This window comes from Streptomyces bacillaris, assembly GCF_003268675.1.
GTDB lineage: Bacteria > Actinomycetota > Actinomycetes > Streptomycetales > Streptomycetaceae > Streptomyces > Streptomyces bacillaris.
The window spans coordinates 2,936,371-2,961,026 of sequence record NZ_CP029378.1 but is presented as its reverse complement, the minus strand read 5'-3'; the positions used below and the strand labels follow the sequence as shown (position 1 = coordinate 2,961,026).

The window sequence follows — 24,656 nt, the reverse complement described above, 5'->3', positions numbered from 1 at the left end:
CGTGTCGGGACGGACCCCGGACCCGGCACCAGGACCGGTCCCGGGGTGAGGGACAATGAACGCTCTGCCAGGGCGGGTTGATCGCAGAGGGGACGCATGTCGGAGGCGGAGCAGGCACGGGAGCCCCAAGGGGACAAGGACGGTCGTCTCCTCGCGGGGCGCTACCGGCTCGGGGGAGTGCTCGGCCGGGGCGGCATGGGTACGGTCTGGCGCGCCGACGACGAGACGCTGGGCCGCACGGTGGCGGTGAAGGAACTGCGGTTCCCCTCCGCCATCGACGAGGAGGAGAAGCGCCGGCTGATCACGCGCACCCTGCGTGAGGCGAAGGCGATCGCACGGATCCGCAACAACAGCGCGGTGACCGTCTACGACGTGGTCGACGAGGACGACCGCCCGTGGATCGTCATGGAGCTGGTCGAGGGCAAGTCCCTGGCCGAAGTCATCCGCGAGGACGGCACGCTGACGCCGAAGCGGGCCGCCGAGGTGGGGCTCGCCATCCTCGACGTGCTGCGCTCGGCCCACCGCCAGGGCATCCTGCACCGCGATGTGAAGCCGTCCAACGTGCTGATCGCCGAGGACGGCCGCGTCGTCCTCACCGACTTCGGCATCGCCCAGGTCGAGGGCGACCCCTCGGTCACCTCCACCGGCATGCTCGTCGGCGCCCCCTCGTACATCTCGCCGGAGCGCGCCCGTGGCCACAAGCCCGGACCGCCCGCCGACCTCTGGTCGCTCGGCGGCCTGCTGTACGCGAGCGTCGAGGGCTGCCCGCCGTACGACAAGGGCTCGGCCATCGCCACCCTGACGGCCGTGATGACCGAGCCGCTCGACCCGCCGAAGAACGCGGGCCCGCTCACCGAGGTCATCTACGGGCTCCTCGCCCGCGATCCCGAGCAGCGGCTCGACGACGCCGGGGCGCGAGCACTGCTCACCAAGGTGATCAACGCTCCCGACACCCCGGTGGTGCCCGCCGACTCCACCCAGGTCATGGCCCTGCCGGCGGTGCCCGGCGCGGACCGTGCGGCGACGGACGCGAAGACGGCGAAGGCGCCCAAGCTGTCGAAGCCGGCCGGTGCGGCGGGCGAGTCCGGCGAGGGCGCCCGCGACCGGCTGCGCGGAGCCCTGCGCTCCGTGCGCGGCGCGAAGGCGTCGGCCGCCGCGGCGGGCGCGGCAGGCGCGGTGGCCGCCTCGGCCTCCCCCGCCTCCGCCTCCTCTCCCGCGACGGCTCCCGCCGCCTCCGGGGCGACCGGCTCCCCGCTCACCCCGCCCAAGCCCGCCACACCCCCCGGCACCCCGGGCGCGACGACCGCGAAGGCCTCGCCGTCCGGAGCCGCTGCCGCCACCGCCGTGGCCACCGGCCTGAAGTCCGCGGCCGGACCGACGGGTTCCGCGGCCGCCGCGGGCGCGGCCGTCCCCCCGCAGCGCCCCCCGACCTCCCCGGCCACCACCCGCGCCTCGATCACCGACGTCGTGCCGCGCCGCACGCTAGCGATCATCGCGGCCGCCGTGGTGCTGGCCATCCTCGGCACGGTCCTCGCGCTCTCCCTCGGCGGCGGCGGTGACGACAAGGCCAAGGGCAACGACGGCAAGGGCGACACCGCCGCCTCCGCCGGAGCCTCGGCGGGCGGCTCCGAGGGCGAGGGCCAGGGCGAGAACCAGGGCGGCGGCCAGAAGGAGGGTCAGGGCAACGAGGACGGCCGGGCCTCCGGCGACCCGTCCGCCGACCCCTCCGGCGACGACCCGAAGACCGACGACCCGGCCGGTGGCGAGGGTTCCTCCGACGACCCGAAGACCGAGGACCCGGACGGCGCGCTGCCCGCCGGGTACCGGTCGGTCACCGACGACCGGTTCCGCTTCACCATGGCGATGCCCGGGAACTTCAAGCGCACGGCCATAGCGGGCGCCAACTCCGGCGGCATCTACAACGCCGAGCGCGGCAGCTTCCCCCGGGTCCAGGTCGACTTCAACAACTCGCCCAAGGACGACGCGGCCGCCGCCTGGCGCGGGGCCGTCGCCGGCACCAAGGTCCTCAGCGACGACTACAAGCACGTGGGCATAGAGAAGGTCGAGTACAACGGCTACCCGACCGTCGCGGACTGGACGTTCGAGCGCAGCCACAACGGCGTCCGGGTCCGGGTGCTCAACCGGGGCTTCAAGGTCGACGCCCGCCGCGGCTACTCGATCATGGTCAGCTGCAAGATCGACGAGTGGGACGGCGACGAGTGCCGCACCCTGCGCGAGACGGCGTTCGCCACGTTCGCCCCGAAGTAACCCCCGTACCGGGCGTACGGGATGGGGCGCGAGGCGTATTGGGCGGGCCGGGTTGGTGCGACCCGGCCCGTCGGCCCGCGTTGCCACGTATCGTAAGACGACGGAGACCGTACGCAGCCGGAACAGTAGGTCAATTGCCCGCCGGATGACCGCAACTGACTGAGCTGGACCGACTGATACACACGGTGCGATGGCCGGGGGACGAGCGCGCTCTGGGGAGGCGTCGTGGACGACTACGCGGGTCGGGTGCTTGCCGACCGCTACCGCCTTCCGCTGCCCCCGTCCGACGGGTACGAACTGGTCGAGACCCGGGCGTTCGACACCTACAGCGGTCAGGAAGTCCTGGTCCGCCAGGTGCCGTTGCCGGAGATCGTGGACGCGGAGGTGCTCGACCCCGACGGCCGGGCGGCGGGCGGGCGCACCACCGGGCGGGCGGTGCGCCGGAGTACGGACCCCGCGGTCCGGCGCGCGATCGAGGCCGCGCAGGCCGCCGCCCAGGTGCCCGACCACCCCCGGCTCGACCAGGTCTTCGACGTGTTCGCGGAGGCCGGTTCGCTCTGGATAGTCAGCGAGCTGGTCGCGGCCCGCCCGCTCGCCGCCCTCCTCGCCGAGCGCCCCCTGAACCCCTACCGGGCCGCCGAGATCGGCTCCGACGTGCTCACCGCCCTGCGGGTGCTCCACGCGCACGGCTGGACCCACCGGAACATCACCGTCCGCACGGTGCTGGTCTGCGACGACGGGCGGGTGATGCTCACCGGCCTCGCGGCGGGCGCCGCCGAGGAGGCGCTCTGCGGGTACGCCCCGGAGCCGCTGCCCGACGACGAGCCGGTGGCGGAGACGTACGGGAGCGGGACGGAGGCGTACGGAGACCACCACGGGGCCTACGAGGCGCCTGAGGCCCACGAGGTGCCCGGGGTCGGGTCCGGGGCCTACGAGGTGCCCCCGACGAGCGACGCCGAGGACACCCTCGGGATACCGGTCGTGGAGACGGTCGACCACGACGAGTTGATCGAGCCGGTCGGGCCGGTCGGCTCGGTCGAGCCGTCGCGGGGGCCGGAGGCGCCGGAGGTGGCCGAGGGCCGTCGGCCCTACTTCCTCCCGCCGGCCGGGGGCGACGCCGGACCGGAACTCCCGCTCGTACCACCGTATGTACGGGCGGAGCCCCAGCAGTCCCAGCCGCAGCCGCAGGACCGTGCGCACCGCCCGGACGACCACCAGGGCGAGGCCCACGGCGAGGACCGGGCCCCCGGCGGTCAGCAGCTCGTCCCGCGCCCCGCCACGCCCGCCGTGCCCTACACACCTGCCCCGCCGCCCCCCGCCGAGCCGGGAGCCGGGAGTGCCGCCCAGTTGCGGGCCGCCCGCGCCGGGGCTATCGCGGCCTACCGCGCCGGGGCCCGCGCCGCCGCCCGGGTCACCGAGGACCGCAGGCAGCCGCCCGGGAGCGCCCCCGCCGACCTCTCCAAGGAGACCCCGGCCGAGGACACCGACGCGTCCGCCGCCCTTCCCGTTCAGCGCCCCGACCCCGCCGCCTCCGGGCCCACCCCCTCGGAGCCCGGCCCCTCCGAGCCCGGCCCCGACACCACCCCCGGCCTCCCCGGCCCCCGGCTGACCGGCGGTTCCTGGGGTGTCCCGCCCGAGGACCCGTACGACGACGAGGAGGACGAGGACGACGAGGAGGGCCCCCGCCCGCCCGGCCGCCGCGTCCACCTCGCCGGGACCTGGGACGACGGCCCCGGCGCCGGGCGGTCCGTCCCCGCGGGCGGCTCCGGCGGATTCGGCGGCTCCGGCCGGGACGCGCTGCGCGCCGACTCCCGCCGCCCCGGGCAGTCCTCCGCCCCCCTCGCCCCTGCCTCCCGCCTCCCCGCCGAGCGGCCCCCCTCCAGCACCTGGGAGGAGGCCGTCGCGGGCAGCCGCAAGGTCGCCGTCTACCGGGGCCCCACCACCCCGCTCGCCGCCGAGCGCGCCCGGCAGGCCCGGATCGCGGTCGTCGGCCCCGTCACCGAGCGCTGGGCGCCGGAGCAGGCCGGTCCGGTCCACGACAACTGGCAGCTCGCCCCGCCCATCGGCCCCGCCACCGACCTGTGGGCGCTCGGCGCGCTCCTCTACCGCGCGGTCCAGGGCCACGCCCCCTACCCCGAGGAGAACGCGGCCGAGCTGGTCCAGATGGTCTGCGCCGAGCCGCCCGCCTTCGCCGAGGAGTGCGGTGCGCTGCGGCCCGTCGTGGAGTCGCTGCTGCGCCAGGACCCCACCGAGCGGCCGGACTTCGAGGAGCTGCGCGGCTGGCTGCGCTCGCTCGTGCGCTCCGCCCCCGAGCCCGAGGCCGGTGCCGACGTCGTCCCGCTGCCCGCCCCCGACGCCGCCCGGCTCCCCGTCGTACGCCGCCGGGGCGAGCTGGTCCGCAGGCGCCGGGGCCGGTTCGGCGGCGGCTCCGCGCACGGCCGCCACCGGCAGGGCAGGCGGGAGAGCCGCCGGCCGGAGAAGCGGCGCGACGCCGACTTCCGCGAGCCGCCGCGCCACGACTCCCTGCTGCCCCCCGAGCCCGCCGGTCACCCCGCCGACGCCTGGGAGCCCCGCCCGTCCCGCGCCCCGCGCGAGCCCAAGGGGCCCCGGGTGCTGCGGGAGCCGTCCCGGCCGCGCGACGGGCGCTCGCCGCGCCACCTCGGTCGGCTGCTGCTGGTCCTGATCCTGCTGCTGATGGCGGCTGCGATCGCGTACGCGTTCCTGTTCATGCCCAAGCAGGAGCCGGGCGGACCGGCCGGTGCCGGACGGCCCACGGGCTCCGCCGGCTCCGCCGCCCCGCCCCCGGCCGCCTCCGGTTCACCCGCGCCCTCGCAGGGGGCGAGCACCGACCCCGGCTCCCAGCAGCCGCAGACCAGCCGCTCCGCCGTCGCGCTCGCCCCCGGCTACGAACTCCGCAAGGACGCGGAGGGGTTCGAGGTCGGCGTGCCGAAGGAGTGGCAGCGCAGCCCCGCCAACGCGGACCGTCAGATCCGGTACGGCAGCGACGGGTTCACCCTGCTCGTGGTGCCCGGCCGGGACACGGTCAAGGCGGCGGGCGGCGACCCGCTGGACTACCAGCGCGAGAAGCAGCCCGAGCTGCAGCCGTTCCGGGACTCCAGCTGGTCCACCTCCTCCGGGGTGCGCCGGGTCGACGTCGGCCGACAGGCCATGGCCGAGGGGCAGTTCACCTGGCAGGACAGCGGCGGCCGTGAGGTCTACGTCCGCAATCTCGTCATGATCGTCGACGGCCGGTACCACATCCTCCAGGCCATCGGCCCGGAGAACGACCGGGACAAGGTGACCGAGGTCTACCAGCAGGCCATCGCCTCGTACCGGGTGAGCGCGGGCTGACCTGCCGTCACCCCGGCGTGCGCCGGGGCCTTGTCCGGTGCGGACAACCATCACGGTGCGGTCTCGTGGGCGATCCCCCGTTCCGCCGCGTCGCCCCGGCTCCGTAATCTGGCAAGCAGAGGAACGGGGGCGGGACACACGTGGACCGATCAGAAGGCACGGCTGCGGGACTGGTGCTGGCGGGGCGATACCGGCTGGGCGAGGAGCTGGGACGCGGGGGCATGGGCAAGGTGTGGCGCGCCCATGACGAGGTGCTGCACCGCACGGTCGCCGTCAAGGAGTTGACCGCCGGGCTGTACGTGGCCGAGGCCGACCGGCTCGTCCTGCACGCCCGCACCCAGAAGGAGGCGCGCGCGGCGGCCCGGATCACCCACCCCGGGGTCGTCACCGTCCACGACGTCATCGAGTACGACAAGCGCCCCTGGATCGTCATGCAGTACGTCGACGGGCCCTCGCTCGCCGACGAGGCCAAGGAGAAGGGCGACATCGCCCCGCGCGAGGCGGCCCGGATCGGCCTCCACGTCCTGAGCGCGCTGCGGGCCGCCCACAGCGCCGGGGTGCTGCACCGGGACGTCAAGCCGGGCAACGTGCTGCTGGCCCGCGACGGGCGGGTGCTCCTCACCGACTTCGGGATCGCCGCGATCGAGGGCGACTCCACGATCACCCGGACCGGTGAACTGGTCGGCTCCATCGACTATCTGGCGCCCGAACGGGTACGCGGAGGCGACCCCGGGCCCGCCTCCGACCTCTGGTCGCTCGGCGCCACCCTGTACTCGGCGGTGGAGGGGCGCTCGCCCTTCCGTCGTACGTCCCCGATCTCCACCATGCAGGCCGTCGTCACCGAGGAACCGCCCGCGCCCGTCAACGCCGGTCCCCTCGCCCCCGTCATCACCGCGCTGCTGCGCAAGGACCCGGCCGACCGGCCCTCGGCCGCCGAGACCGAGCAGATGCTGCTGGCCGCCATGGAGGGCCACAAGCCGCGCTCGGCCCAGCGGTACGTGCCGACCGAGCGGGTCCCGGAGGAGGCCCGGTACGGCTACGCGAGCCCGGACGGCTCCACGTCCCGGCTCCCCGGAACGGCCGGCCACCCCGGAACGGCCCCCTCCACCGCCACCACCCCGAACCACCCCGCCCACCACCCCTTCGCAGGCCCCGCCTCCGCCCCCACCACCCGGCGCGGCGGCTCCCGGCTCCGTACCGTCCTCGTCGTGGTCGTCGCGGCGGCGGTCCTCGGCGGCGGAGCCGGGCTGATCGCGATGAAGTACGGGAACGGCGCCTCGGCCACCGGCCGTACGGCCACGCCCGGCGCCTCCGCGAGCACCCCCGCCACCCCCGGGGCCTCCCCGACCGACCCCACCACCCCCGCCGCGTCCGAGATACCCGACGGCTGGCACCGGGTGGAGGACCCGGCGGGCTTCAGCCTCGTCGTACCGAAGGACTGGACGCGCGAGGTGAACAACGGGCAGGTCGACTACACCCCGGACGGCGGCCGCCACCGCATCCGGATCAGCGTCGATCCGGGCCCGGACTTCGACCATCCGTATCTGCACGTGCGGAACATGGAGCAGCAGCTCGTGGAGCGGCTGCCGGGGTACCAGCGGATCGCGCTGGAGAAGAACACCTTCCGCGACCGGCCGGGCGCCCTCTGGGAGTTCACCTGGAACGAGACCAAGGACCACCCCGGCCCCCGGCACGGCATCGACCAGGTGTACTACGGCGGTGCCGGCGGCCCCGAGTACGCCCTGTATCTGACCGCCCCGCAGGAGGGGTGGGCGGAGAGCCGCGAGAAGTTCGACATCATGCTGCGAAGCTGGCGCGCGCCGGGGGCATAGGACCGAGCGACCCTGCGCCGCCTCCGCATAGCCCCTGATCAGCGGTTATGTCGCCAGTGATCGCTGGCTCGATCGGCTGGGTGCTCCGGGGCGGGCGTCGGGTCCTGTGAAAAACTGTTACCGACGGGTACCCAAAGGGTTCGGGTGGACATACTCTCGGCCTCATGACGGACTCGCAGGCCCCTGACGCCCCTCTCGGTACGAACCCGGTCGCGGTCGCCCCCGCAGGCGTGCGCACGGCCGCCGATGTGGTCACCCCCGAGGTGATCGCCCAGCTGATCCGCGGTGTCCTCGGATCGGGACGTACGGCCAACCACACCCCCTTCACCGGGGAGAAGCTGGCCGATCTGCCCGAGTCCACCCCCGAGGACGTCGCCACCGCCTTCGACCGGGCCCGCGCCGCCCAGCCCGCCTGGGCCGCCACCCCCGTACGGCAGCGGGCCGCCGTCCTCCTCCGCTTCCACGACCTGGTCCTCAGTCGCCAGTCCGAGGTTCTCGACCTCATCCAGCTGGAGACCGGCAAGGCCCGGCTGCACGCCCACGAGGAGGTGCAGTCCGTCGCCGTCGCCGCCCGCCACTACGGGCGCAAGGCCGCCTCCTACCTCAAGCCCAAGCGGCACACCGGTGTCGTCCCGACCCTCACCAAGGTCACCGAGCTGCGCCAGCCGCGCGGGGTCGTCGGCCAGATCGCCCCCTGGAACTACCCCTTCGAGCTGTCCGTGGGCGACGCGCTGCCCGCCTTCGTCTCCGGCAACGCCGTCGTGATGAAGCCCGACACGGAGACCGCGCTCACCGCGCTCTGGGCCCGTGACCTGCTCATCGAGGCCGGGCTGCCCGCCGGGGTCTTCCAGATCGTGCTGGGCGACGGCCCGGTCGTCGGCCCCGAGGTCGTCAGCCGCGCCGACTACGTCTCCTTCACCGGCTCCACCCGCACCGGCCGCGAGGTCGCCGTGGGGGCCGCCTCCCGGCTGGTCGGGGTCTCGCTGGAGCTGGGCGGCAAGAACGCCATGCTCGTCCTCAGGGACGCCGACGTGGAGAAGGCCGCCCAGGGCGCCGTGCGCGCCTGCTTCTCCTCCGCCGGACAGCTCTGCATCTCCATCGAGCGGCTGTACGTCCACGAGTCGATCGCGGACGACTTCGTGGAGCGGTTCGCCACCCGGACCCGGGCCATGCGGCTCGGCAACTCCCTCGCGTACGGCGCCGACATGGGCTGCCTCGTCGGGCCCCGCCAACTGGAGACGGTCAGCCGCCATGTGGCCGAGGCCGTCGAGAAGGGCGCCACGCTCGTCGCGGGCGGGGTCGCGCGCCCCGACATCGGCCCGCTCTTCTACGAGCCGACCATCCTGGACGGGGTGGAGGCGCCGATGGCCGTCTGCACCGAGGAGACCTTCGGCCCGGTCGTCTCCATCTACCGGTTCAGCGACGAGGACGAGGTGATCGCGCTGGCCAACGCGACCCCGTACGGCCTCAACTCCAGCGTCTGGACCACCGACGCCAAGCGGGGCCACCAGGTCGCCGCCCGGCTGCGGACCGGCACCGTCAACATCAACGAGGGGTACGCCCCCGCCTACGGCAGCGTCCAGTCCCCGATGGGCGGCATGAAGGACTCCGGCCTCGGCCGGCGGCACGGCTCCGAGGGCATCCTCAAGTTCACCGAGGCCCAGACCGTCGCCCAGCAGCGGCTGATCCCGCTGGCCCCGTCCTTCGGCATGGACGACGAGAAGTACGCCGCGTTCATGACCCGCAGCCTGAAGGCGATGAAGGCGTTCCGGCTGCGCTGAGCGCCCGCTGAAAGACGCCGTAGCCCGCCCTTTCCGTCCCGTCCGACGCCTGCAGTACTCCCTTTTCGTTCCGATTCCGTAGTGAGGAGCGCCATGTCCCAGGACAGCCCTGCCCAGAAACAGGCCGTGAGCCATGTCCCGGCCGAGGACGACGCCGCGTACGACTACGACGTCCTGGTCGTCGGCTCGGGGTTCGGCGGCGCGGTCTCGGCGCTCCGGCTGACCGAGAAGGGGTATCGCGTCGGCGTCCTGGAGGCGGGCCGCCGCTTCACCCCCGGCACGCTCCCCAAGACCTCCTGGGACTTGAAGAACTACCTGTGGGCCCCCGCCCTCGGCCTCTTCGGCATCCAGCGCGTCCATCTGCTCGGCAACGTCATGGTGCTCGCGGGCGCCGGGGTCGGCGGCGGCTCGCTCAACTACGCCAACACGCTGTACGTCCCGCCCGCCCCGTTCTTCGAGGACCGCCAGTGGGCCTCGATCACCGACTGGCAGGACGAGCTGAAGCCGTACTACGACCAGGCCCGCCGGATGCTCGGGGTTCGCCTCAACCCGACCATGACCCCCTCCGACATCCACCTCAAGGCCGCCGCCGAGGCGATGGGCGTCGGCGACACCTTCCACCTCGCCCCGGTCGGCGTCTTCTTCGGCGACGGCAAGGACGCCGACGGCACGGTGAAGGCGAAGCCCGGGGAGACCGTCCCCGACCCGTACTTCGGCGGCGCCGGACCCGCCCGCAAGGCCTGCACCGAGTGCGGCGAGTGCATGACGGGGTGCCGCCACGGGGCGAAGAACACCCTCAACGAGAACTACCTCCACCTCGCGGAGAAGGCCGGAGCGGTCATCCACCCGATGACCTCCGTCGTCGCGATCACCGACCACCCCGAGGGCGGCTACCGCGTCCTCACCGTCCCCACCGACCGCCGCCGCAAGGCGAAGCCCACGAAGCTGCGGGCCCGGAAGGTGGTCGTCGCAGCGGGCACGTACGGCACCCAGACCCTGCTGCACACCATGAAGGACAAGGGCCTGCTGCCCCGGCTCTCCGCCAAGCTCGGCATGCTGACCCGCACCAACTCCGAGGCGCTGGTGGGCTCCCAGACCAGCGACCGCCGCTACCGCAAGAAGCACGGCATCGCGAAGGCCGACTTCTCGCAGGGCGTCGCCATCACCTCCTCCATCCACCCGGACGACAACACCCACATCGAGCCCGTCCGCTACGGCAAGGGCTCCAACGCCATGGGCGCGATGTCGATCCTCCAGGTGCCCTACGGAACCCACCGGGTGCGCGGCTGGCTCGCCAACATGGTCAAGCACCCCACCCTCGCCGCCCGTTCGCTCTCCAACCGCCGCTGGTCGGAGCGGACCATCATCGGGCTGGTCATGCAGTCCCTCGACAACTCCCTGACGACGTACCGCAAACCGGGCGGCATCGGCAAAGGGCTGCTCACCGCCCGCCAGGGCCACGGCGCGCCCAACCCCACCCAGATCCCCGAGGCCACCCGCAGCGCCACGCTCCTCGCCGAGGAGATCAACGGCTTCGCCGGCTCCAACGTGGGCGAGCTGATGGGCACCCCGCTCACCGCCCACTTCCTCGGCGGCTGCCCGATCGGCGCCAGCGCGGAGGAGGGCGTCATCGACCCGTACCACCGTCTCTACGGCCACCCCGGCATCAGCGTCGTCGACGGCTCGGCGGTCTCCGCCAACCTGGGCGTCAACCCCTCGCTGACCATCACCGCCCAGGCCGAGCGCGCGATGTCGCTCTGGCCCAACAAGGGCGAGGCGGACCCCCGGCCCGAACAGGACGCGACCTACCAACGCCTCACCCCGGTCGAGCCGTTGGCCCCGGCCGTGCCGAAGGACGCGTTCGCGGCGCTGAAGCTGCCGTTCCTGGGCATCCCCGTGGTCCCGCCGAAGGGAACGGTGGAGGCGGGTGCGGACGTGAAGGGCGTCGGGAACACCCCCGTACCCAATCCGTGACCCGCTCTTGGGACGCTCGTCGGAGAGCCGTGGGGCCGACCCCGTACGCTGCGGGGTCGAACGCCTGACTGCGTCACCGCCGCCCTTCCACGGGTGGCGGTCACCGCCGTCGTACAGCTCCTGCCGAACCAGAGGTCCGCGATGACACGATTCCGCCCGCGCACCGCGCCGCCGATCAGGGCGGGCGGCCTCGTGGCCGCCACCGCCCTGCTGCTCGCCGCCGCCCCGCCCACCGTGGCCTCCGCCGCGCCCACGGCCGCCGCCCCGGTGGTCGCGCTGGGCGGCCCGGCGGAGACGGCGCTGCATCCGTACGCGGAGGGCGGCGACGGGCCGAAGCGGTCGACGGCCCGGATCACGGTGACGGGCGCGGACGACACGGCGTACGAGGGCGAGTTCACGGTCACCTTCGACCTGACCGGCGCGGCGGGCATCGCGGACGTGGCCTTCGAACCGGAGGCCGGGATCGAGTGCGCGGCCACCGCCCCCGGGTCGGCCACCTGCACCGGCCACGGCATCTCGCCCGGCCGCTCCACCGTCACCGACCTCCTCCTCACCGCCGCCAAGGGCAGCGAGCAGGGCGACACCGGCACGGTCCGGATCACCGGCGAGGCCCAGGGCGCGGCCTTCACGCCCTTCACCACCGAGGTCACCGTCGGCGGCCCCGACCTGGTGATGCACCGGCTCCCCTTCGACCACGAGCCCGTCCCCGGCCAGAAGCAGCAGGCGCCGATCACCTTCACCAACCGGGGCAGCCGCGCCGCCGACGGCGTCGTCCTCACCCTGCGCCACTCGCGCGGCCTGGACATCCCGCAGCGCTACTCCAACTGCGCGTACACGACGGACGAGGCCTGGACCACCGCCCGCTGCACGGTGGAGGGCGCCTTCGAGGCGGGCGCGACCTACACGCTGGCCGCCCCGCTGACCCTGAAGACCACGGACCGTGCCTACCGAGACATCTTCGGGTACGGCATCCACGAGGCGGGCGCGGGTCCGGACACGGTCCGAGGCGCGACGGCCGCCCGCGCCGCCCGGGGACCGGCAGGGGGTTCGGACGACGTGCTCCGGGCCGTCCCCGCCCCGAGGCCCATGGCGGCCCGCGCCCTGGACCTCGAACCGGGCGACAACGAGCACGAGGCCGACTTCCGTACGGAGAACACGGCCGACTTCGTCGCGTACGGGGACACCGCCTCCGGCCAGGCGGGCGCCACGGTCACCGCGCGCCTCGGCTTCCGCAACGACGGCCCGGCCTGGATCGGCCACCTCCGCTCCGGCGAGAGCGTCGCCGCCGTCGACTTCAGCGTGCCCCAGGGCGCGACGGTCACCTCGGCACCGGAGGGGTGCCGGGGCGTGAGCGCCGAGGGCACGGCCCTGCCGACGGGGTGGACCGGCCCCGCGCCGCGTTACGTCTGCCCGACCCCGGCGACCGTCCGCGACGACGGCGGCCTGGACCTCGCCTTCGGACTGCGGATCGACAAGGTGCTGCTGGGCGCGGTGGGCCGGGTCGTGGTGCGCGGCCCGGAGCTGCGGGCGGCGGGGCTGCCGTTCGACCCGGAGCCGGGCAACAACACGGCGCGCGTGGTGCTGAACGGGCAGAGCGGCGGCCCGTCGCCCGCTCCCTCGGACGGGCCGGGCGACGGCGCCTCCGGTACGCCGGGTTCCGCGACACCGACCCCGACGCCCGGGGGAGCGGGGGCGGGAGCGGGCCACACGGTCGCGCCCGGTGCCGTGCCGAACACCGCCACCGGGAACGGCGGCAGCCTGGCCGCCACCGGCTCGCCGACGGCGATGGCCGCGTCGGGCCTGGCGGTGACGGCCCTGACGGCGGGCCTGGTGCTGTTCACGGCGGCGAGGCGCCGCCGGAGGGCCTGAGGGCTTGGGGGCCTTGAGGGCCTGAGGGCTCTGAGAGCGGGGAGGCACGAGCGGGGAGGGGAACGGCCTCCGAGCCGGGGAGGCTCGGCAGGGGGAACGGCCTCCGGAGTGGTGGGGGAGGCGGGGGAGGGGGAACGCCTCCGGCCCGTCGTACGTCCCGATGCGACCGACCCGGGCGTCCCCGGGTACGGCCGCACATGGGGTGACCGGGCTGCTGTCCCCTGCGGACCGGTCACTTGCGCCGGGACGTGGTCCCACGACGTACCTTCGGTACGTCACACGTCCCGGCGGAGCCACGCGTGGTTTTCTTATCGATGCCGCCCCTGGTTGGCACGGACACCGGGACCAACGAAGGCACCTCGGTCCCGGTCACGCGCCGTACGGGTGAGACGGGCACCGAACGCAGATACGGTCCTGCAGGAGCGGCGCCCGGCGCGTTCCGGCCCTCACACCCGCCCCCGGCACAGCTCCAGCAGCGTCATCGCGAGCGCGGTGCCCGGCTTGCCCAGCGCGTCCCTGTAGTGGCTGAGCACGGCCGTCTCGCGCGAGAGGTTGACCCGGCGGCCGCCGGAGGTGATCCGGGCCTCCTGGATGACCGCCGAGACGGCCATCCGTTCCTGGACGAGGCCGATGATCCGGTCGTCGAGGGCGTCGATGCGCTCCCGGGCGCCGCCGATCAGGGCGGCGGCCTCGTCGGTGTGGGCGCCGGTCTGCTCGGCGGGGGTGGTGGCGGTGGTGCTGCTCATGGTGGTGACTCCCGGTGGGTCGGAGGCCACCCGGGGCGATGGGCCCGGACACGCAGAACGCCCCGGGCCTGATGGCCCGGGGCGCCTGGAACGTTGCTTGTCAGTTGCTCAAGCAGCACGACCATGGCAGCCGGCGGGCCGGATGCCATAGGTAAAGACGAAGGTCGTGTGCTGACGCATGGGGCACAGTATGGCCCCGCCCCGGCGGACCCGGCAAAACGGGGCCCGGATCCTGAGACGGGAGGACACCGCCCTCGGCATCCCCGGACCGGCGCCTCCGGCATCCCCGGGCCCGGCGGAGGGTTCGCGCACGGCCGGTAGAATCGGAAGAACCGACCCCCTTCACCACCGCCGGAAGGCCGCCCCGTGCCAGCAGCACCCCCCGCCGCCCCCGACGCCACGGCCGACGTGGTCCTCGTCGTCGACTTCGGCGCGCAGTACGCCCAGCTCATCGCCCGCCGCGTCCGTGAGGCCCGGGTCTACAGCGAGATCGTGCCGTCCACCATGCCGGTGGCGGAGATGCTGGCGAAGAACCCCCGCGCGATCATCCTCTCCGGCGGCCCGTCGTCGGTCTACGCGGAGGGCGCGCCCTCGCTGGACCGCTCGCTCTTCGAGGCCGGGGTCCCCGTCTTCGGCATGTGCTACGGCTTCCAGCTGATGGCGACCACCCTCGGCGGCACGGTCGACGACAACGGGGCGCGTGAGTACGGCCGCACTCCGCTGCACGTCACGAAGGCGGGTTCGACGCTCTTCGAGGGCACGCCCACCGAGCAGCCGGTGTGGATGTCGCACGGCGACGCCTGCTCGGCCGCCCCCGAGGGCTTCACGGTCACCGCCTCCACGGACGTGGTCCCGGTCGCCGCCTTCGAGAACGACGAGAAGAAGCTGTACGGCGTCCAGTACCACCCGGAGGTCCTGCACTCGACCTACGGCCAGCAGGTCCTGGAGCACTTCCTCTACCGCGGCGCGGGCATCGAGCCGAACTGGACCACCACCAACGTGGTCGAGGAGCAGGTCGCCCTCATCCGCGAGCAGGTCGGCGACAAGCGCGCCATCTGCGGCCTCTCCGGCGGTGTGGACTCCGCGGTCGCGGCCGCGCTCGTCCAGAAGGCCATCGGCTCCCAGCTCACCTGCGTCTACGTCGACCACGGCCTGATGCGCAAGGGCGAGACCGAGCAGGTCGAGAAGGACTTCGTCGCCGCGACCGGCGCGAAGCTGAAGGTGGTCGACGCGGAGAAGCGCTTCCTCGACGCCCTGGCCGGGGTCTCCGACCCGGAGCAGAAGCGGAAGATCATCGGCCGCGAGTTCATCCGGGTCTTCGAGCAGGCCCAGCTGGAGATCCTCCAGGAGGAGGGCCCCGAGGTCGCCTTCCTCGTCCAGGGCACGCTCTACCCGGACGTCGTGGAGTCCGGCGGCGGCACCGGCACCGCCAACATCAAGTCCCACCACAACGTCGGTGGTCTCCCCGACGACATCGAGTTCCAGCTCGTCGAGCCGCTGCGCCAGCTGTTCAAGGACGAGGTCCGCATGGTCGGCCAGGAGCTGGGCCTCCCCGAGGAGATCGTCCAGCGCCAGCCGTTCCCCGGCCCCGGCCTCGGCATCCGCATCGTCGGCGAGGTCACCAAGGACCGCCTGGACCTGCTCCGCGAGGCCGACGCCATCGCCCGCGAGGAGCTGACGGCGGCCGGCCTGGACCGTGACATCTGGCAGTGCCCGGTGGTCCTCCTGGCCGACGTCCGCTCGGTCGGCGTCCAGGGCGACGGCCGCACCTACGGCCACCCGATCGTGCTGCGCCCGGTCTCCTCCGAGGACGCCATGACGGCCGACTGGTCCCGCCTCCCGTACGAGACGCTGGCCCGCATCTCCACCCGCATCACCAACGAGGTGGCCGACGTCAACCGCGTGGTCCTCGACGTGACGAGCAAGCCGCCGGGGACGATCGAGTGGGAGTGATCCCCTGGGTTCGCGTGAACCCCTAGGGCCTCCTGGTCAACGTTGATGCCGTCGCTCAGTCGTTTGGGCGGCGGCATTGTCGTATCGGCTGGGTACGCTGAGTGAAGAGACGAGACTTCGGTGTATGGGAGCAATCATGAGCGCCGCACCCGAGCCCAGGCTCGAACTCACGCTGACCGTCCCCTTCCCTCTGGAGATCGACCTCACCGCGATCAACCGCCGCCGTCCCTAGGCCGCCCCACCCCTTCCCCTCACCCCCACCCGCCGGTAACTTCCGATCCCGTACGCCCCCGGGAAAGTGAGGAGCCGCCATGTCCGAACCGCCCGCCGTGCCCGCGCCCGCGCCGATCCCCGTGGAGCAGCTGCACTTCGCTATGCCGCCCGTGCACGCGTCGCCGGACGAGGAGCGGACGTACCGCAGGCAGCGGCTCGCGGGGGCGTTGCGGCTGTTCGGGCAGTACGGGTACGAGGACGGGGTCTCCGGGCACATCACCGTGCGCGACCCGGAGCTGGCCGACTGCTACTGGGTCAACCCGTTCGGGGCGCCCTTCGCCGACATCGCTCCGCAGGACCTGATCCTGGTCAACGGGGACGGGCAGGTGGTCCAGGGGCGCTTCCATGTGAACCAGGCCGCCTTCGCCGTGCACGCGGCCGTGCACCGGGCCCGGCCGGGGGCCGTCGCCGTCGCGCACACCCACTCCACGCACGGGCGGGCGCTGGCCGCGCTGGGGGAGCCGATCGAGCCGATCACCCAGGAGTCCTGCGCGTTCTACGAGGACCATGTCCTCTACGACACGTACACGGGCGTCGTCGTGGACGAGGAGGAGGGTCGGCGGATCGCCGCCGCGCTGGGGGAGCGGAAGGCGATCATCCTGCGTAACCACGGGCTGCTGACCGTGGGGGACTCGGTGGACGCGGCCGCCTGGTGGTTCCTGACCCTGGAGCGCGCCTGCCAGGTGCAGCTGCTGGCGCGGGCGGCCGGGAAGCCCGTGCTGATCGACCACCGGGACGCCCTCACCACCCGTGACCAGCTCGGCAGCGACCTGGTCGCGTGGATCAACTACCAGCCCCTGTGGCAGCGGATCAGTCGAACGTTCTGACGGCTGCCCGCCACCGGCCGCCCCGATGCGGGGCGCGCCCGTCCCGTACGGCACAATTCGCTGGTATCGAAGGTGAGTTGGCTGTACCGGGGTGGGAAAGGGTGTAAATCTCCGTGGCGTTGGACGAGGCAAGGGCGAGCGGTGCGCACGGCGGAGGCTGTACGTGCGGGGACTGCCCGCACGGAGCACGCGAGGGGCACCGGCGCGCGGTCGCCGCGTTCCTGGCCAAGCGGGACGAACTGGCCGCCGGGAACGGCCTGCCCGCCGGGGTCGCCCAGTCCGCCTCCGCCTCCCGGCAGTGGGTCTCCGACGAGCTGACCGAGTCCGCCCGGACCGTCGCCGAACGGGGCCGGGCCGCCGGGGACGTCTGGCTCCACCATGTGTGGCGGGGCACCCTGTTCGTCGTCTGGGGCGCGGTCGTCGCCCTGCTCGTCGGCGCGAGCCTCACCGCGATCGGGCCCGGCTGGACCACCGCCCGTACCGCCGCGCTGGCCGCCGCCCTCGTGACCGCCCTCCTGCTGACCGTCGCCGCCCGCTTCCACCGGGCCCGGGGCGGCCTCCTCGCCCCGCTGATCGGTGAGGACAACCGGCTCTCCACGTCCAGGACCGTCGCCGCCGCCTGGGTGCTCCTCGCCGTCTTCGCCGTGCTCGTCCTCGCCCTCCAGCTGGCCGGCGCCTCCGACCCGGCCGACCGGGACGCGCTGATCGAGGGGCTCGACCTGGTCCGCTCCGCCGGGGTCGTGGCGGTGCTGGCGCTGGTGTGCGCGGTCGCCGTCGTCGTACGCCGTGTGGTGACCGTACGGGTGCTGGGCCAGCGGCTCCAGAAGCTGCGCGCGGACCGGCCGCGCGCCGCCGATCTGCTCACCGACGACTCCGGGCGCGGCTCGTTCACGGATGTGCAGTACGTGCTGGTCAGCGCCGTCGCCGTGCTGTTCGCCGCCGTCCGGCTGGCCCGCCGCCCCGAGCAGTTGCCCGATCTGCCGTGGGGGCTCGCCCTGCTGGTGGCGGTCTCGGCGGCGACGTACTTCGCGGGCAAGTACGCGGAGGGCGGCCGTCCGGTCGTGCTCTCCGTCGTACGGGCCCGGGAGGCCGGGGACCTGGACGCCCCGATCCGGACCGGCGACGACATCGAGATCCGGGGCGCGGGCTTCGTACCGCCCGGCGCGGGCAGCCCCGACCGGCTGGCCCGGCTCGTCGTCCGGATCGGCACAGTCCATGTCCACGTACCGCTGATCCCGGTCGCCGGAGGGTTCGCCAACCCGACCGACACCGTCCTCACGGTCCCGGTGCCCGTCGAGGTCGAACCGGGGACCGTCGACGTCCAGGTCATCACCGCCGCCGGAGTGGAGACCAACCGCTGTGCGATCGATGTGACGGACTGACCCCGCCTCCCGCCTCCTGTCGCCCCGTCTCCTGTGTCCCGCCTCGTTGATTTCTTCCGCTGATTGCCCCGCAGCCCTGGTGAGCGCCGTCGGACAGGCGTACGTATGGTCAGGTGACGGGTCTTCGGGAAGCGGGGCAGCGGTGATGAACGGTTACGGCGGCGGCAGCGGCGGTCTGTACGGGACGGGAGAGCGGCGCGGGCTGCGCGAGCAGGCGCGGGAGTACGCCCTGCTCCCGCTGCGGATCTTCCTCGGCGTCACCTTCGTCTACGCGGGGATCGACAAGCTGACGGACAGCGCGTTCCTCTCCGCCACCGGGCCCGGCTCCATCGGTGAGCTGATGAACGCGGTCCGCGACTCCTCCGCGATCCCCGCCCTCGTCGACCTGGCGCTCAAGAGCCCCGAAGGGTTCGGCTACGCCATCGCGATCGGTGAACTCCTCGTCGGCCTCGGCACCCTCGTCGGCCTCTGGGCCCGGCTCGCCGCACTCGGCGGGGCGCTGATCTCGCTGAGCCTCTGGCTCACGGTGAGCTGGCAGTCGACGCCGTACTACTACGGCAACGACCTGCCCTACCTGATGGCGTGGCTGCCGCTGGTGCTCGCGGGCGCTTCCATGTTCTCCGCCGACGCCTTCCTGGCGTCCCGGCGCCGCCGCACCCTGTAGGCGGTCCAGGTCGCGGTGGCGGAGAGGAAGAGCCCGCCGAGGAGGACCGGGAGGAAGAAGGCCCACGGGACCTTCCACGCCCCGGCCGCCTCGGCCGCGTACCCGCCGGCCAGGGCCAGCATCGTCAGACCTGCCACCGCCTGTCCGGGCCGGAACTCATGACGCAGCACGGCTGACCTCCATGTGTCGGGCCTCCATGTGTCGGGCCGCTGTCTGTTGGACCTCTGCCGGTCCGGCCTTCACCCGTCCGGCTTCCGCCTGTACGGCCTCTGCCTGTACGGCCTTCATGCGCCGGGGCCGGAACTCATGACGTCGCACGGGTGACCTCCACCTGTCCGATGCCGACCTGCACATCCAGCTCGATCGTCCCGGCCGGCTTGGCGCCCGCGGGCGGCGGCAGCGTGCGCTGGGTCGTCTCGTCGCTGTTGATCCGGACCTGGACCCGCTGCCCTTCCTCCAGCCGGATCTCCCCGAGCCCCGCCTCGGCCCGCACCTTCACCGTCACGTCCTTCGGGACGACGACGGCGGCCCGGCCCGCTCCGACCTCCACCAGGGTCCGCACGGTCTCGCCCGGGGGGACCGCCACGCCGGACAGGTCCAGCCGGGCGTCGCCGGTGCCCAGCTCGTACGCGGGCTGTACGGCCGCGACCTCCGCCGGGCGCCATTCCTTGCGCGCCCAGTCCGTGCTGATGTCCTTGGGCAGCATCGTCGCCCCCGCCAGCAACACCGCCGTGACCGTCGCCAGCAGCACCGTGCCGAACCCGGTCCGCCCCAGCAGGGAGGAGACCAGCAGGCCGAGCCCGAAGACGGCGAGCGCGGCGACCAGACCGACCTGGAGCGCCGTGCCCAGCGGCTGGTGCGGCCAGCTCAGCCAGGTGCCCAGACCGCCCGCCACCAGCGCGGTGAGGAAGACGAGCCCGCCGATCGAGCGCGGGCCCGGCGGGGCGGGCGCCGGAACCGGCGGGCGGAACGGGGCGTCGGGGCTGGGGCGCCCGGCCTGGACCGTCTCCCGTGCCGCCTCCGGGTCGGTGTCCGAGGGGCCCCACAGATAGCCGGAGCCGACCGGGCCCGTCGTGCCGTCCTTGACGATCGGGTCCCGCCACCACGACGGACCGCCCGGCGTCGGCGGGGCCTTCACCTCCGGCGGAGCCGTGCCGAGACCGCCCGGGTGCGCGGGGCGGGAGCGGCGGCCGGGGTGCCCGGTGGGGCCGCCGGGTCCTCCGGAGGAGCGGCGTTCCGGCGGGACTGCGTCCACACCGAGCAGCCGACCACCGCCAACGACAGCAGCGCGGCGAACGCCAGCATCCCCCGGTTGCCCAGCATCGACAGGAAGAGCCCGCAGCCGATCAGCGCCAGCAGCAGCGCCACCAGCGACGCCCCGTCGACCCGGCCCGACAGCAGCCGCCGCGCCTCGTTCTCGTCCTCGCCCTCCAGGGGGAGCAGGAGCCAGGCGAAGCCGTAGAAGATCAGACCGATCCCGCCGGTCGCGGAGAGGACGCCGAGCACGATCCGGAAGATCACCGGGTCCACGTCGCAGTACCGCCCGAGTCCGCCGCAGACCCCGGCCACCATCTTCTGCCGCGGGCTGCGCCGCAGCTGCGGTCTGGGGGCGTCGGGGGGTGCGACGCCGGGAGCGGCGTCCGAGGGAGCGGTCATGCCTCCATGGTGACGGTACGTACGGCCCGGCGGGACCCGCGCCGACCCTGGCCGGTCCCTGATTTTGCGCGGGTCCGTCCCGCAGGGGGCAGGTCGTGCGGCCCGGAACGGAGGGCTGGCTCCGGTGAGGGGTGGGGCTGGCATCAGGGTCGATCAGGGGGACTACCCTGATGCCCCCCGGGCCCACGGCGTGTGACGATCGGGGTATGCCAGCCGCCACCGCCCGAGCCGCGCACAGCTCACTCACCGCCGACCCGGAGGAGCCGCCGCTGCGCAAGCTGTACCGCAGCGCCGACGGTCGGATGCTGGGCGGCGTCGCGCGCGGGCTCGCCGGACACCTCGGGCTGCCGGTCGCCTGGGTCCGGCTCGTCTTCCTCGGGCTCTTCTTCAGCGACGGCTTCGGTGCCCTGCTGTACGCGGTGTTCTGGATCGTCGTCCCCCTCGGCGTCGGGGGCATCGGTGAGGGACACGGGGCGCGCTCGGTCTTCGAGACGGCGGCGGACGGCCGGCGAAGACTCCGCAAGCCGGACCCGGGCCAGGTTTTCGCCCTGGTCGCCCTGCTCGTCGGGGCCGTGGTCTTCGTCGTCAACGTCGACATGGGCAGCGAGGCCGACCGCTACATCTGGCCGACGCTCCTGATCGGCGCGGGCTCCGTCCTCGTCTGGCGCCAGGCGGACAACGCCCGGCGCGCCCGCTGGATGGAGGTCGGCCGCAGCCGCCGCCTGCTGCAACTGGCCCGCGCCCTCGCCGGGGTCGCCCTCGTCGGCCTCGGGCTCGCCGTCTTCATGGTGGTGCGCGGCTCGGCCGCCCAGCTGGGCAATGTGCTGACCGCCGCCATCGCCGTCCTCACCGGCATCGCCCTGCTCGCCGGGCCCTACCTGGTCCGGATGGTCCAGGACCTCTCCGAGGAGCGGCTGATGCGCATCCGTGCCCAGGAGCGCGCCGAGGTCGCCGCCCATGTCCACGACTCCGTCCTGCACACCCTCACCCTGATCCAGCGCAACGCGGACGACAGCGGTGAGGTCAGACGCCTGGCCCGCGCCCAGGAGCGCGAGCTGCGGAACTGGCTCTACAACCCGGAGGGCACCGGCAAGGACGAGGACGACGAACCGGAGACGCTGGCCGAGGCCGTGAAGCGGTCCGCCGCCGAGGTGGAGGACAAGCACGGCGTGCCCCTGGAGGTGGTCGTCGTCGGCGACTGCCCGCTCGACGACAGGCTGGGCGCACAGATGCAGGCCGCGCGTGAGGCGATGGTCAACGCCGCCAAGTACGGTGGCGAGGGCGGTGCCGTGCAGGTCTTCGCGGAGGTCGAGGGCCGTACGGTCTTCGTCTCCGTCCGGGACCGGGGGCCCGGGTTCGACCTGGACGAGGTTCCCGCCGACCGGATGGGCGTACGAGAATCAATCATCGGCCGGATGCAGCGCAACGGCGGCACTGCCCGGCTGCGTTCGGTGCCCGGCGGGGGCACCGAGGTCGAGCTGGAGATGGAAAGGGCGAGCGAATGACCGAGAACACCGAAGCCACCGGGGGCCCGGAGCGACGGGTACGGGTCGTGCTCGTCGACGACCACCGGATGTTCCGCACCGGGGTACAGGCCGAGATCGGCCGCACCGAGGAGACCGGCGTCGAGGTGGTGGGCGAGGCCGCCGACGTCGATCAGGCGGTCACCGTCATCACGGCGACCCGTCCCGAGGTGGTGCTCCTCGACGTCCATCTCCCCGGCGGCGGCGGGGTCGAGGTGCTGCGCCGCTGCGCCCCGCTGATGGGCGCGGCCGACGACCCGGTCCGCTTCCTCGCGCTCTCCGTCTCGGACGCCGCGGAGGACGTCATCGGGGTGATCCGGGGCGGCGCGCGGGGCTATGTCACCAAGACGATCACCGGCACCGATCTGGTCGACTCCATCTTCCGGGTCCAGGAGGGCGACGCGGTCTTCTCCCCGCGGCTGGCCGGCTTCGTCCTGGACGCCTTCGCCTCCACGGACGCCCCGCCGGTCGACGAGGACATGGACCGGCTCACCCAGCGGGAGCGCGAGGTGCTGCGGCTGATCGCCCGGGGCTATGCGTACAAGGAGATCGCGAAGCAGCTGTTCATCTCGGTGAAGACGGTCGAGTCGCACGTCTCGGCGGTGCTGCGCAAGCTCCAGCTCTCCAACCGCCACGAGCTGACCCGCTGGGCGACGGCCCGCCGACTGGTCTGAGCGGGGCGGCTCCCCGCCCGAGCGCGCGGTCCGGCTTCAGCAGGGACCCGGCAGGTGCGGTCGCGCCCCAGCGGCGGTTCGGCGGGCGAGGAGGCCGTCGGCCGGCATCGGCGGCTTCGGCCGGTTCGGTCGGCTTCGACCGGGTCAGGCCACCCGGGTCGCTCCGGCGAACGGCATCTGGTCGATGGGCGCGATCCGGACCGGTGCGCCCGGGCGCGGGGCGTGGATCATCTGGCCGCCGCCGATGTAGAGGCCGACATGGCTGATGCCGGAGTAGAAGAAGACCAGGTCGCCGGGGGCCAGTTGGGAGCGGGAGACGCGCTGCCCGGCGTTGATCTGGGTGTAGGTGGTGCGGGGCAGGCTGACGCCCGCCGCCTGCCAGGCCGCCTGGGTCAGCCCGGAGCAGTCGAAGGCGTTGGGCCCGGTGGCGCCCCAGACGTACGGCTTGCCGATCGCGCCGTGGGCGAAGGCGATCGCCCGGCCCGCCCGGGAGTTCGGGGCGGCGACCGAGGAGCGGGGGGCGGCGCGCTCGGCGTGGCCGGTGCCCGCCCGGTCGGCGCGGGCCGGGCCGCCGCCGTGGGCGGCGTCGGCCGAGCGTTCGTACGCGGCGCGCTCCTCGGCGGTGAGGGTGGCCAGCAGCGTACGGGCATCGGCCAGCTTGGCCCGGATCGCGGTGCGGTGTTCCCGCAGCTCGGCCTGGCGGGCGGCGAGCGCCTCCGTCTCCCGGTCGGCGCGGGCCTTGACCCGGGCGATCCCGGAGAGCTGGCGCCGGATGGAGCCGAGCAGCCCCGCCTGCCGGTCGCCCGCCCGGTCCAGGTGGGAGGCGCGCTCCAGATAGCTGTCGGGGTCGGAGGAGAGCGCCAGTTGGAGGGCGGGGTCGAGGGTGCCGGTGCGGTACTGGGCGGTGGCCATCGAACCGAGCGTGTGGCGGGCGGAGTTGAGGCGGTCCGTGCGGCGGGCGGCCTCGTCGGCCAGGGCGTCGACCGTGCGGGTGGCGGCGGCCGCCTTCTCCTTCGCCCCGTTGTACTTCTCCGTGGCGACCTCGGCCTCGTGGTAGAGCCGGTCGACCTTGGCCCGGACCTGGGCGGCGGTGGGGGCGGGCTCGGCGGGCGCCGCCCCGGCCCCGCCGGCCGAGGCGGCGGTGGCGGCCCCGGCGAGCGCCAGAGTGGCGGCGGTGCGGGCAGCAGGGCCGGTGAACGGGCGCTGCTTGGGTTTCCGGTGAGCGGATTTCCGGTGCGCGGCCACGGGGGCGGCATCCTTCCTGTCGGCTGCCCGCCGGGATACCGATGGGCTCGCGAGGGACGCTAATCCGGGCGAACGGAAAAGGGTCGCCATGACAGCTATTGCCCGGATGTGACGCTTCGGTGCCGACGAGTGACTGCGGACAGCGAGTCGGAATTGATCATTCCGGCAGGTTCGGGCGCGCGGCGCACAGTTCCGGCGAAGGCGTCAAGGAAGGCTTGCCTCACTGCTGGGTAAAGATTTGGCCATGGCTAGGCTCCGGGCCATGGACGTACTCATCAATGTCTTCGTCGCCCTGCACATCATCGGCATCGCCTCCCTGCTGGGCGGCTTCCTGACCCAGATGAAGGCCATGGGCGCGGGCACCGCGCGCTTCGTTCCGGCCATGCTGCACGGCGCGCTGACCATGCTGGTCACCGGCGTCGCCCTGGTCGGGCTCAACCAGGCCGACGACCAGACCGTCAACAACATCAAGATCGGCGTCAAGCTGGCGGTCCTCGTCGTCATCCTCGCGCTCGTCTACGTCAAGCGGGACGAGGAGAAGGTCGAGAAGGGCGCGTTCGCGGCGGTCGGCGGACTGACGGTCGCCAACATCTTCATCGCCACGCTCTGGACCTGAGGGACCTGAGGGACCTGGGGTA

15 protein-coding genes and 1 pseudogene are annotated in these 24,656 nt (G+C 73.7%); 13 read left to right on the top strand and 3 right to left on the bottom strand.

Annotated features, from left to right (window positions below):
• Positions 1 to 96 precede the first annotated feature (96 nt).
• From DJ476_RS12220 to DJ476_RS12195, 6 genes are all read left to right on the top strand, one after another.
• The gene (locus tag DJ476_RS12220; RefSeq protein WP_112490506.1) at positions 97 to 2,268 is read left to right on the top strand and encodes a serine/threonine-protein kinase; all 2,172 of its coding nucleotides are present in this window, start codon (positions 97 to 99) and stop codon (positions 2,266 to 2,268) included.
• A 225-nt stretch (positions 2,269 to 2,493) separates the two neighbouring features.
• A complete protein-coding gene (locus DJ476_RS12215; protein WP_112490505.1) occupies positions 2,494 to 5,619 on the top strand; it encodes a protein kinase in 3,126 nt (1,041 codons plus the stop codon).
• Between the two features lie 140 nt (positions 5,620 to 5,759).
• Positions 5,760 to 7,451 (top strand): serine/threonine-protein kinase, encoded by a 1,692-nt coding sequence (locus tag DJ476_RS12210; RefSeq protein ID WP_112490504.1) that lies wholly within the window; start codon positions 5,760 to 5,762, stop codon positions 7,449 to 7,451.
• Between the two features lie 164 nt (positions 7,452 to 7,615).
• On the top strand, positions 7,616 to 9,232 hold the full coding sequence (locus DJ476_RS12205) for a succinic semialdehyde dehydrogenase (protein ID WP_112490503.1): 1,617 nt from the start codon (positions 7,616 to 7,618) through the stop codon (positions 9,230 to 9,232).
• Positions 9,233 to 9,325: 93 nt separating this feature from the next.
• A complete protein-coding gene (locus DJ476_RS12200) occupies positions 9,326 to 11,206 on the top strand; it encodes a GMC family oxidoreductase N-terminal domain-containing protein (protein ID WP_103421661.1) in 1,881 nt (626 codons plus the stop codon).
• 141 nt (positions 11,207 to 11,347) lie between these two features.
• Positions 11,348 to 13,075: a peptidase gene (locus DJ476_RS12195; RefSeq protein WP_208853491.1), complete on the top strand. Its 1,728-nt coding sequence runs from the start codon at positions 11,348 to 11,350 to the stop codon at positions 13,073 to 13,075.
• Positions 13,076 to 13,521: 446 nt separating this feature from the next.
• Here the strand turns inward: DJ476_RS12195 and DJ476_RS12190 are convergent, their stop codons facing one another.
• Positions 13,522 to 13,821, bottom strand: a complete 300-nt coding sequence (locus DJ476_RS12190; protein ID WP_103421662.1) for a chorismate mutase — start codon at positions 13,819 to 13,821, stop codon at positions 13,522 to 13,524.
• 366 nt (positions 13,822 to 14,187) lie between these two features.
• On the opposite strand from DJ476_RS12190, the gene guaA reads away from it, so the two are divergent.
• From guaA to DJ476_RS12165, 4 genes are all read left to right on the top strand, one after another.
• A complete protein-coding gene (gene guaA, locus DJ476_RS12185; protein WP_103421663.1) occupies positions 14,188 to 15,774 on the top strand; it encodes a glutamine-hydrolyzing GMP synthase in 1,587 nt (528 codons plus the stop codon).
• Positions 15,775 to 16,085: 311 nt separating this feature from the next.
• Positions 16,086 to 16,874, top strand: a complete 789-nt coding sequence (locus DJ476_RS12175; RefSeq protein WP_112490502.1) for a class II aldolase/adducin family protein — start codon at positions 16,086 to 16,088, stop codon at positions 16,872 to 16,874.
• 113 nt (positions 16,875 to 16,987) lie between these two features.
• Positions 16,988 to 18,256 (top strand): hypothetical protein, encoded by a 1,269-nt coding sequence (locus DJ476_RS12170; protein ID WP_103421665.1) that lies wholly within the window; start codon positions 16,988 to 16,990, stop codon positions 18,254 to 18,256.
• 145 nt (positions 18,257 to 18,401) lie between these two features.
• A complete protein-coding gene (locus DJ476_RS12165) occupies positions 18,402 to 18,920 on the top strand; it encodes a DoxX family protein (protein ID WP_103421666.1) in 519 nt (172 codons plus the stop codon).
• Between the two features lie 304 nt (positions 18,921 to 19,224).
• Here the strand turns inward: DJ476_RS12165 and DJ476_RS12155 are convergent.
• Positions 19,225 to 20,576: pseudogene (locus tag DJ476_RS12155) on the bottom strand (PspC domain-containing protein).
• 206 nt (positions 20,577 to 20,782) lie between these two features.
• Here DJ476_RS12155 and DJ476_RS12150 point away from each other — a divergent pair.
• Both DJ476_RS12150 and DJ476_RS12145 read left to right on the top strand, forming a co-directional pair.
• Complete coding sequence (locus tag DJ476_RS12150) at positions 20,783 to 22,081, top strand: PspC domain-containing protein (RefSeq protein ID WP_112490501.1); 1,299 nt, start codon at positions 20,783 to 20,785, stop codon at positions 22,079 to 22,081.
• Positions 22,078 to 22,773, top strand: a complete 696-nt coding sequence (locus DJ476_RS12145; protein ID WP_028416635.1) for a LuxR C-terminal-related transcriptional regulator — start codon at positions 22,078 to 22,080, stop codon at positions 22,771 to 22,773. Before DJ476_RS12150 ends, DJ476_RS12145 begins: the two co-directional genes overlap by 4 nt.
• A 144-nt stretch (positions 22,774 to 22,917) precedes the next feature.
• On the opposite strand, the gene DJ476_RS12140 is transcribed toward DJ476_RS12145, so the two are convergent.
• Positions 22,918 to 24,018, bottom strand: a complete 1,101-nt coding sequence (locus tag DJ476_RS12140; protein WP_112490500.1) for a C40 family peptidase — start codon at positions 24,016 to 24,018, stop codon at positions 22,918 to 22,920.
• Positions 24,019 to 24,280: 262 nt separating this feature from the next.
• Here DJ476_RS12140 and DJ476_RS12135 point away from each other — a divergent pair, with 262 nt between their 5' ends.
• Positions 24,281 to 24,634 carry a hypothetical protein gene (locus DJ476_RS12135; protein WP_018490886.1) on the top strand — a complete coding sequence of 118 codons (354 nt, stop codon included), beginning with the start codon at positions 24,281 to 24,283 and terminating at the stop codon, positions 24,632 to 24,634.
• Positions 24,635 to 24,656 lie beyond the last annotated feature (22 nt).

Coding starts and splice junctions, on each gene's coding strand:
- DJ476_RS12220 (WP_112490506.1), top strand. CDS start 97: ATGTCGGAGGCGGAGCAGGCACGGGAGCCCCAAGGGGACAAGGACGGT.
- DJ476_RS12205 (WP_112490503.1), top strand. CDS start 7,616: ATGACGGACTCGCAGGCCCCTGACGCCCCTCTCGGTACGAACCCGGTC.
- DJ476_RS12200 (WP_103421661.1), top strand. CDS start 9,326: ATGTCCCAGGACAGCCCTGCCCAGAAACAGGCCGTGAGCCATGTCCCG.
- DJ476_RS12195 (WP_208853491.1), top strand. CDS start 11,348: ATGACACGATTCCGCCCGCGCACCGCGCCGCCGATCAGGGCGGGCGGC.
- DJ476_RS12190 (WP_103421662.1), bottom strand. CDS start 13,821: ATGAGCAGCACCACCGCCACCACCCCCGCCGAGCAGACCGGCGCCCAC.
- DJ476_RS12175 (WP_112490502.1), top strand. CDS start 16,086: ATGTCCGAACCGCCCGCCGTGCCCGCGCCCGCGCCGATCCCCGTGGAG.
- DJ476_RS12165 (WP_103421666.1), top strand. CDS start 18,402: ATGAACGGTTACGGCGGCGGCAGCGGCGGTCTGTACGGGACGGGAGAG.
- DJ476_RS12150 (WP_112490501.1), top strand. CDS start 20,783: ATGCCAGCCGCCACCGCCCGAGCCGCGCACAGCTCACTCACCGCCGAC.
- DJ476_RS12145 (WP_028416635.1), top strand. CDS start 22,078: ATGACCGAGAACACCGAAGCCACCGGGGGCCCGGAGCGACGGGTACGG.
- DJ476_RS12135 (WP_018490886.1), top strand. CDS start 24,281: ATGGACGTACTCATCAATGTCTTCGTCGCCCTGCACATCATCGGCATC.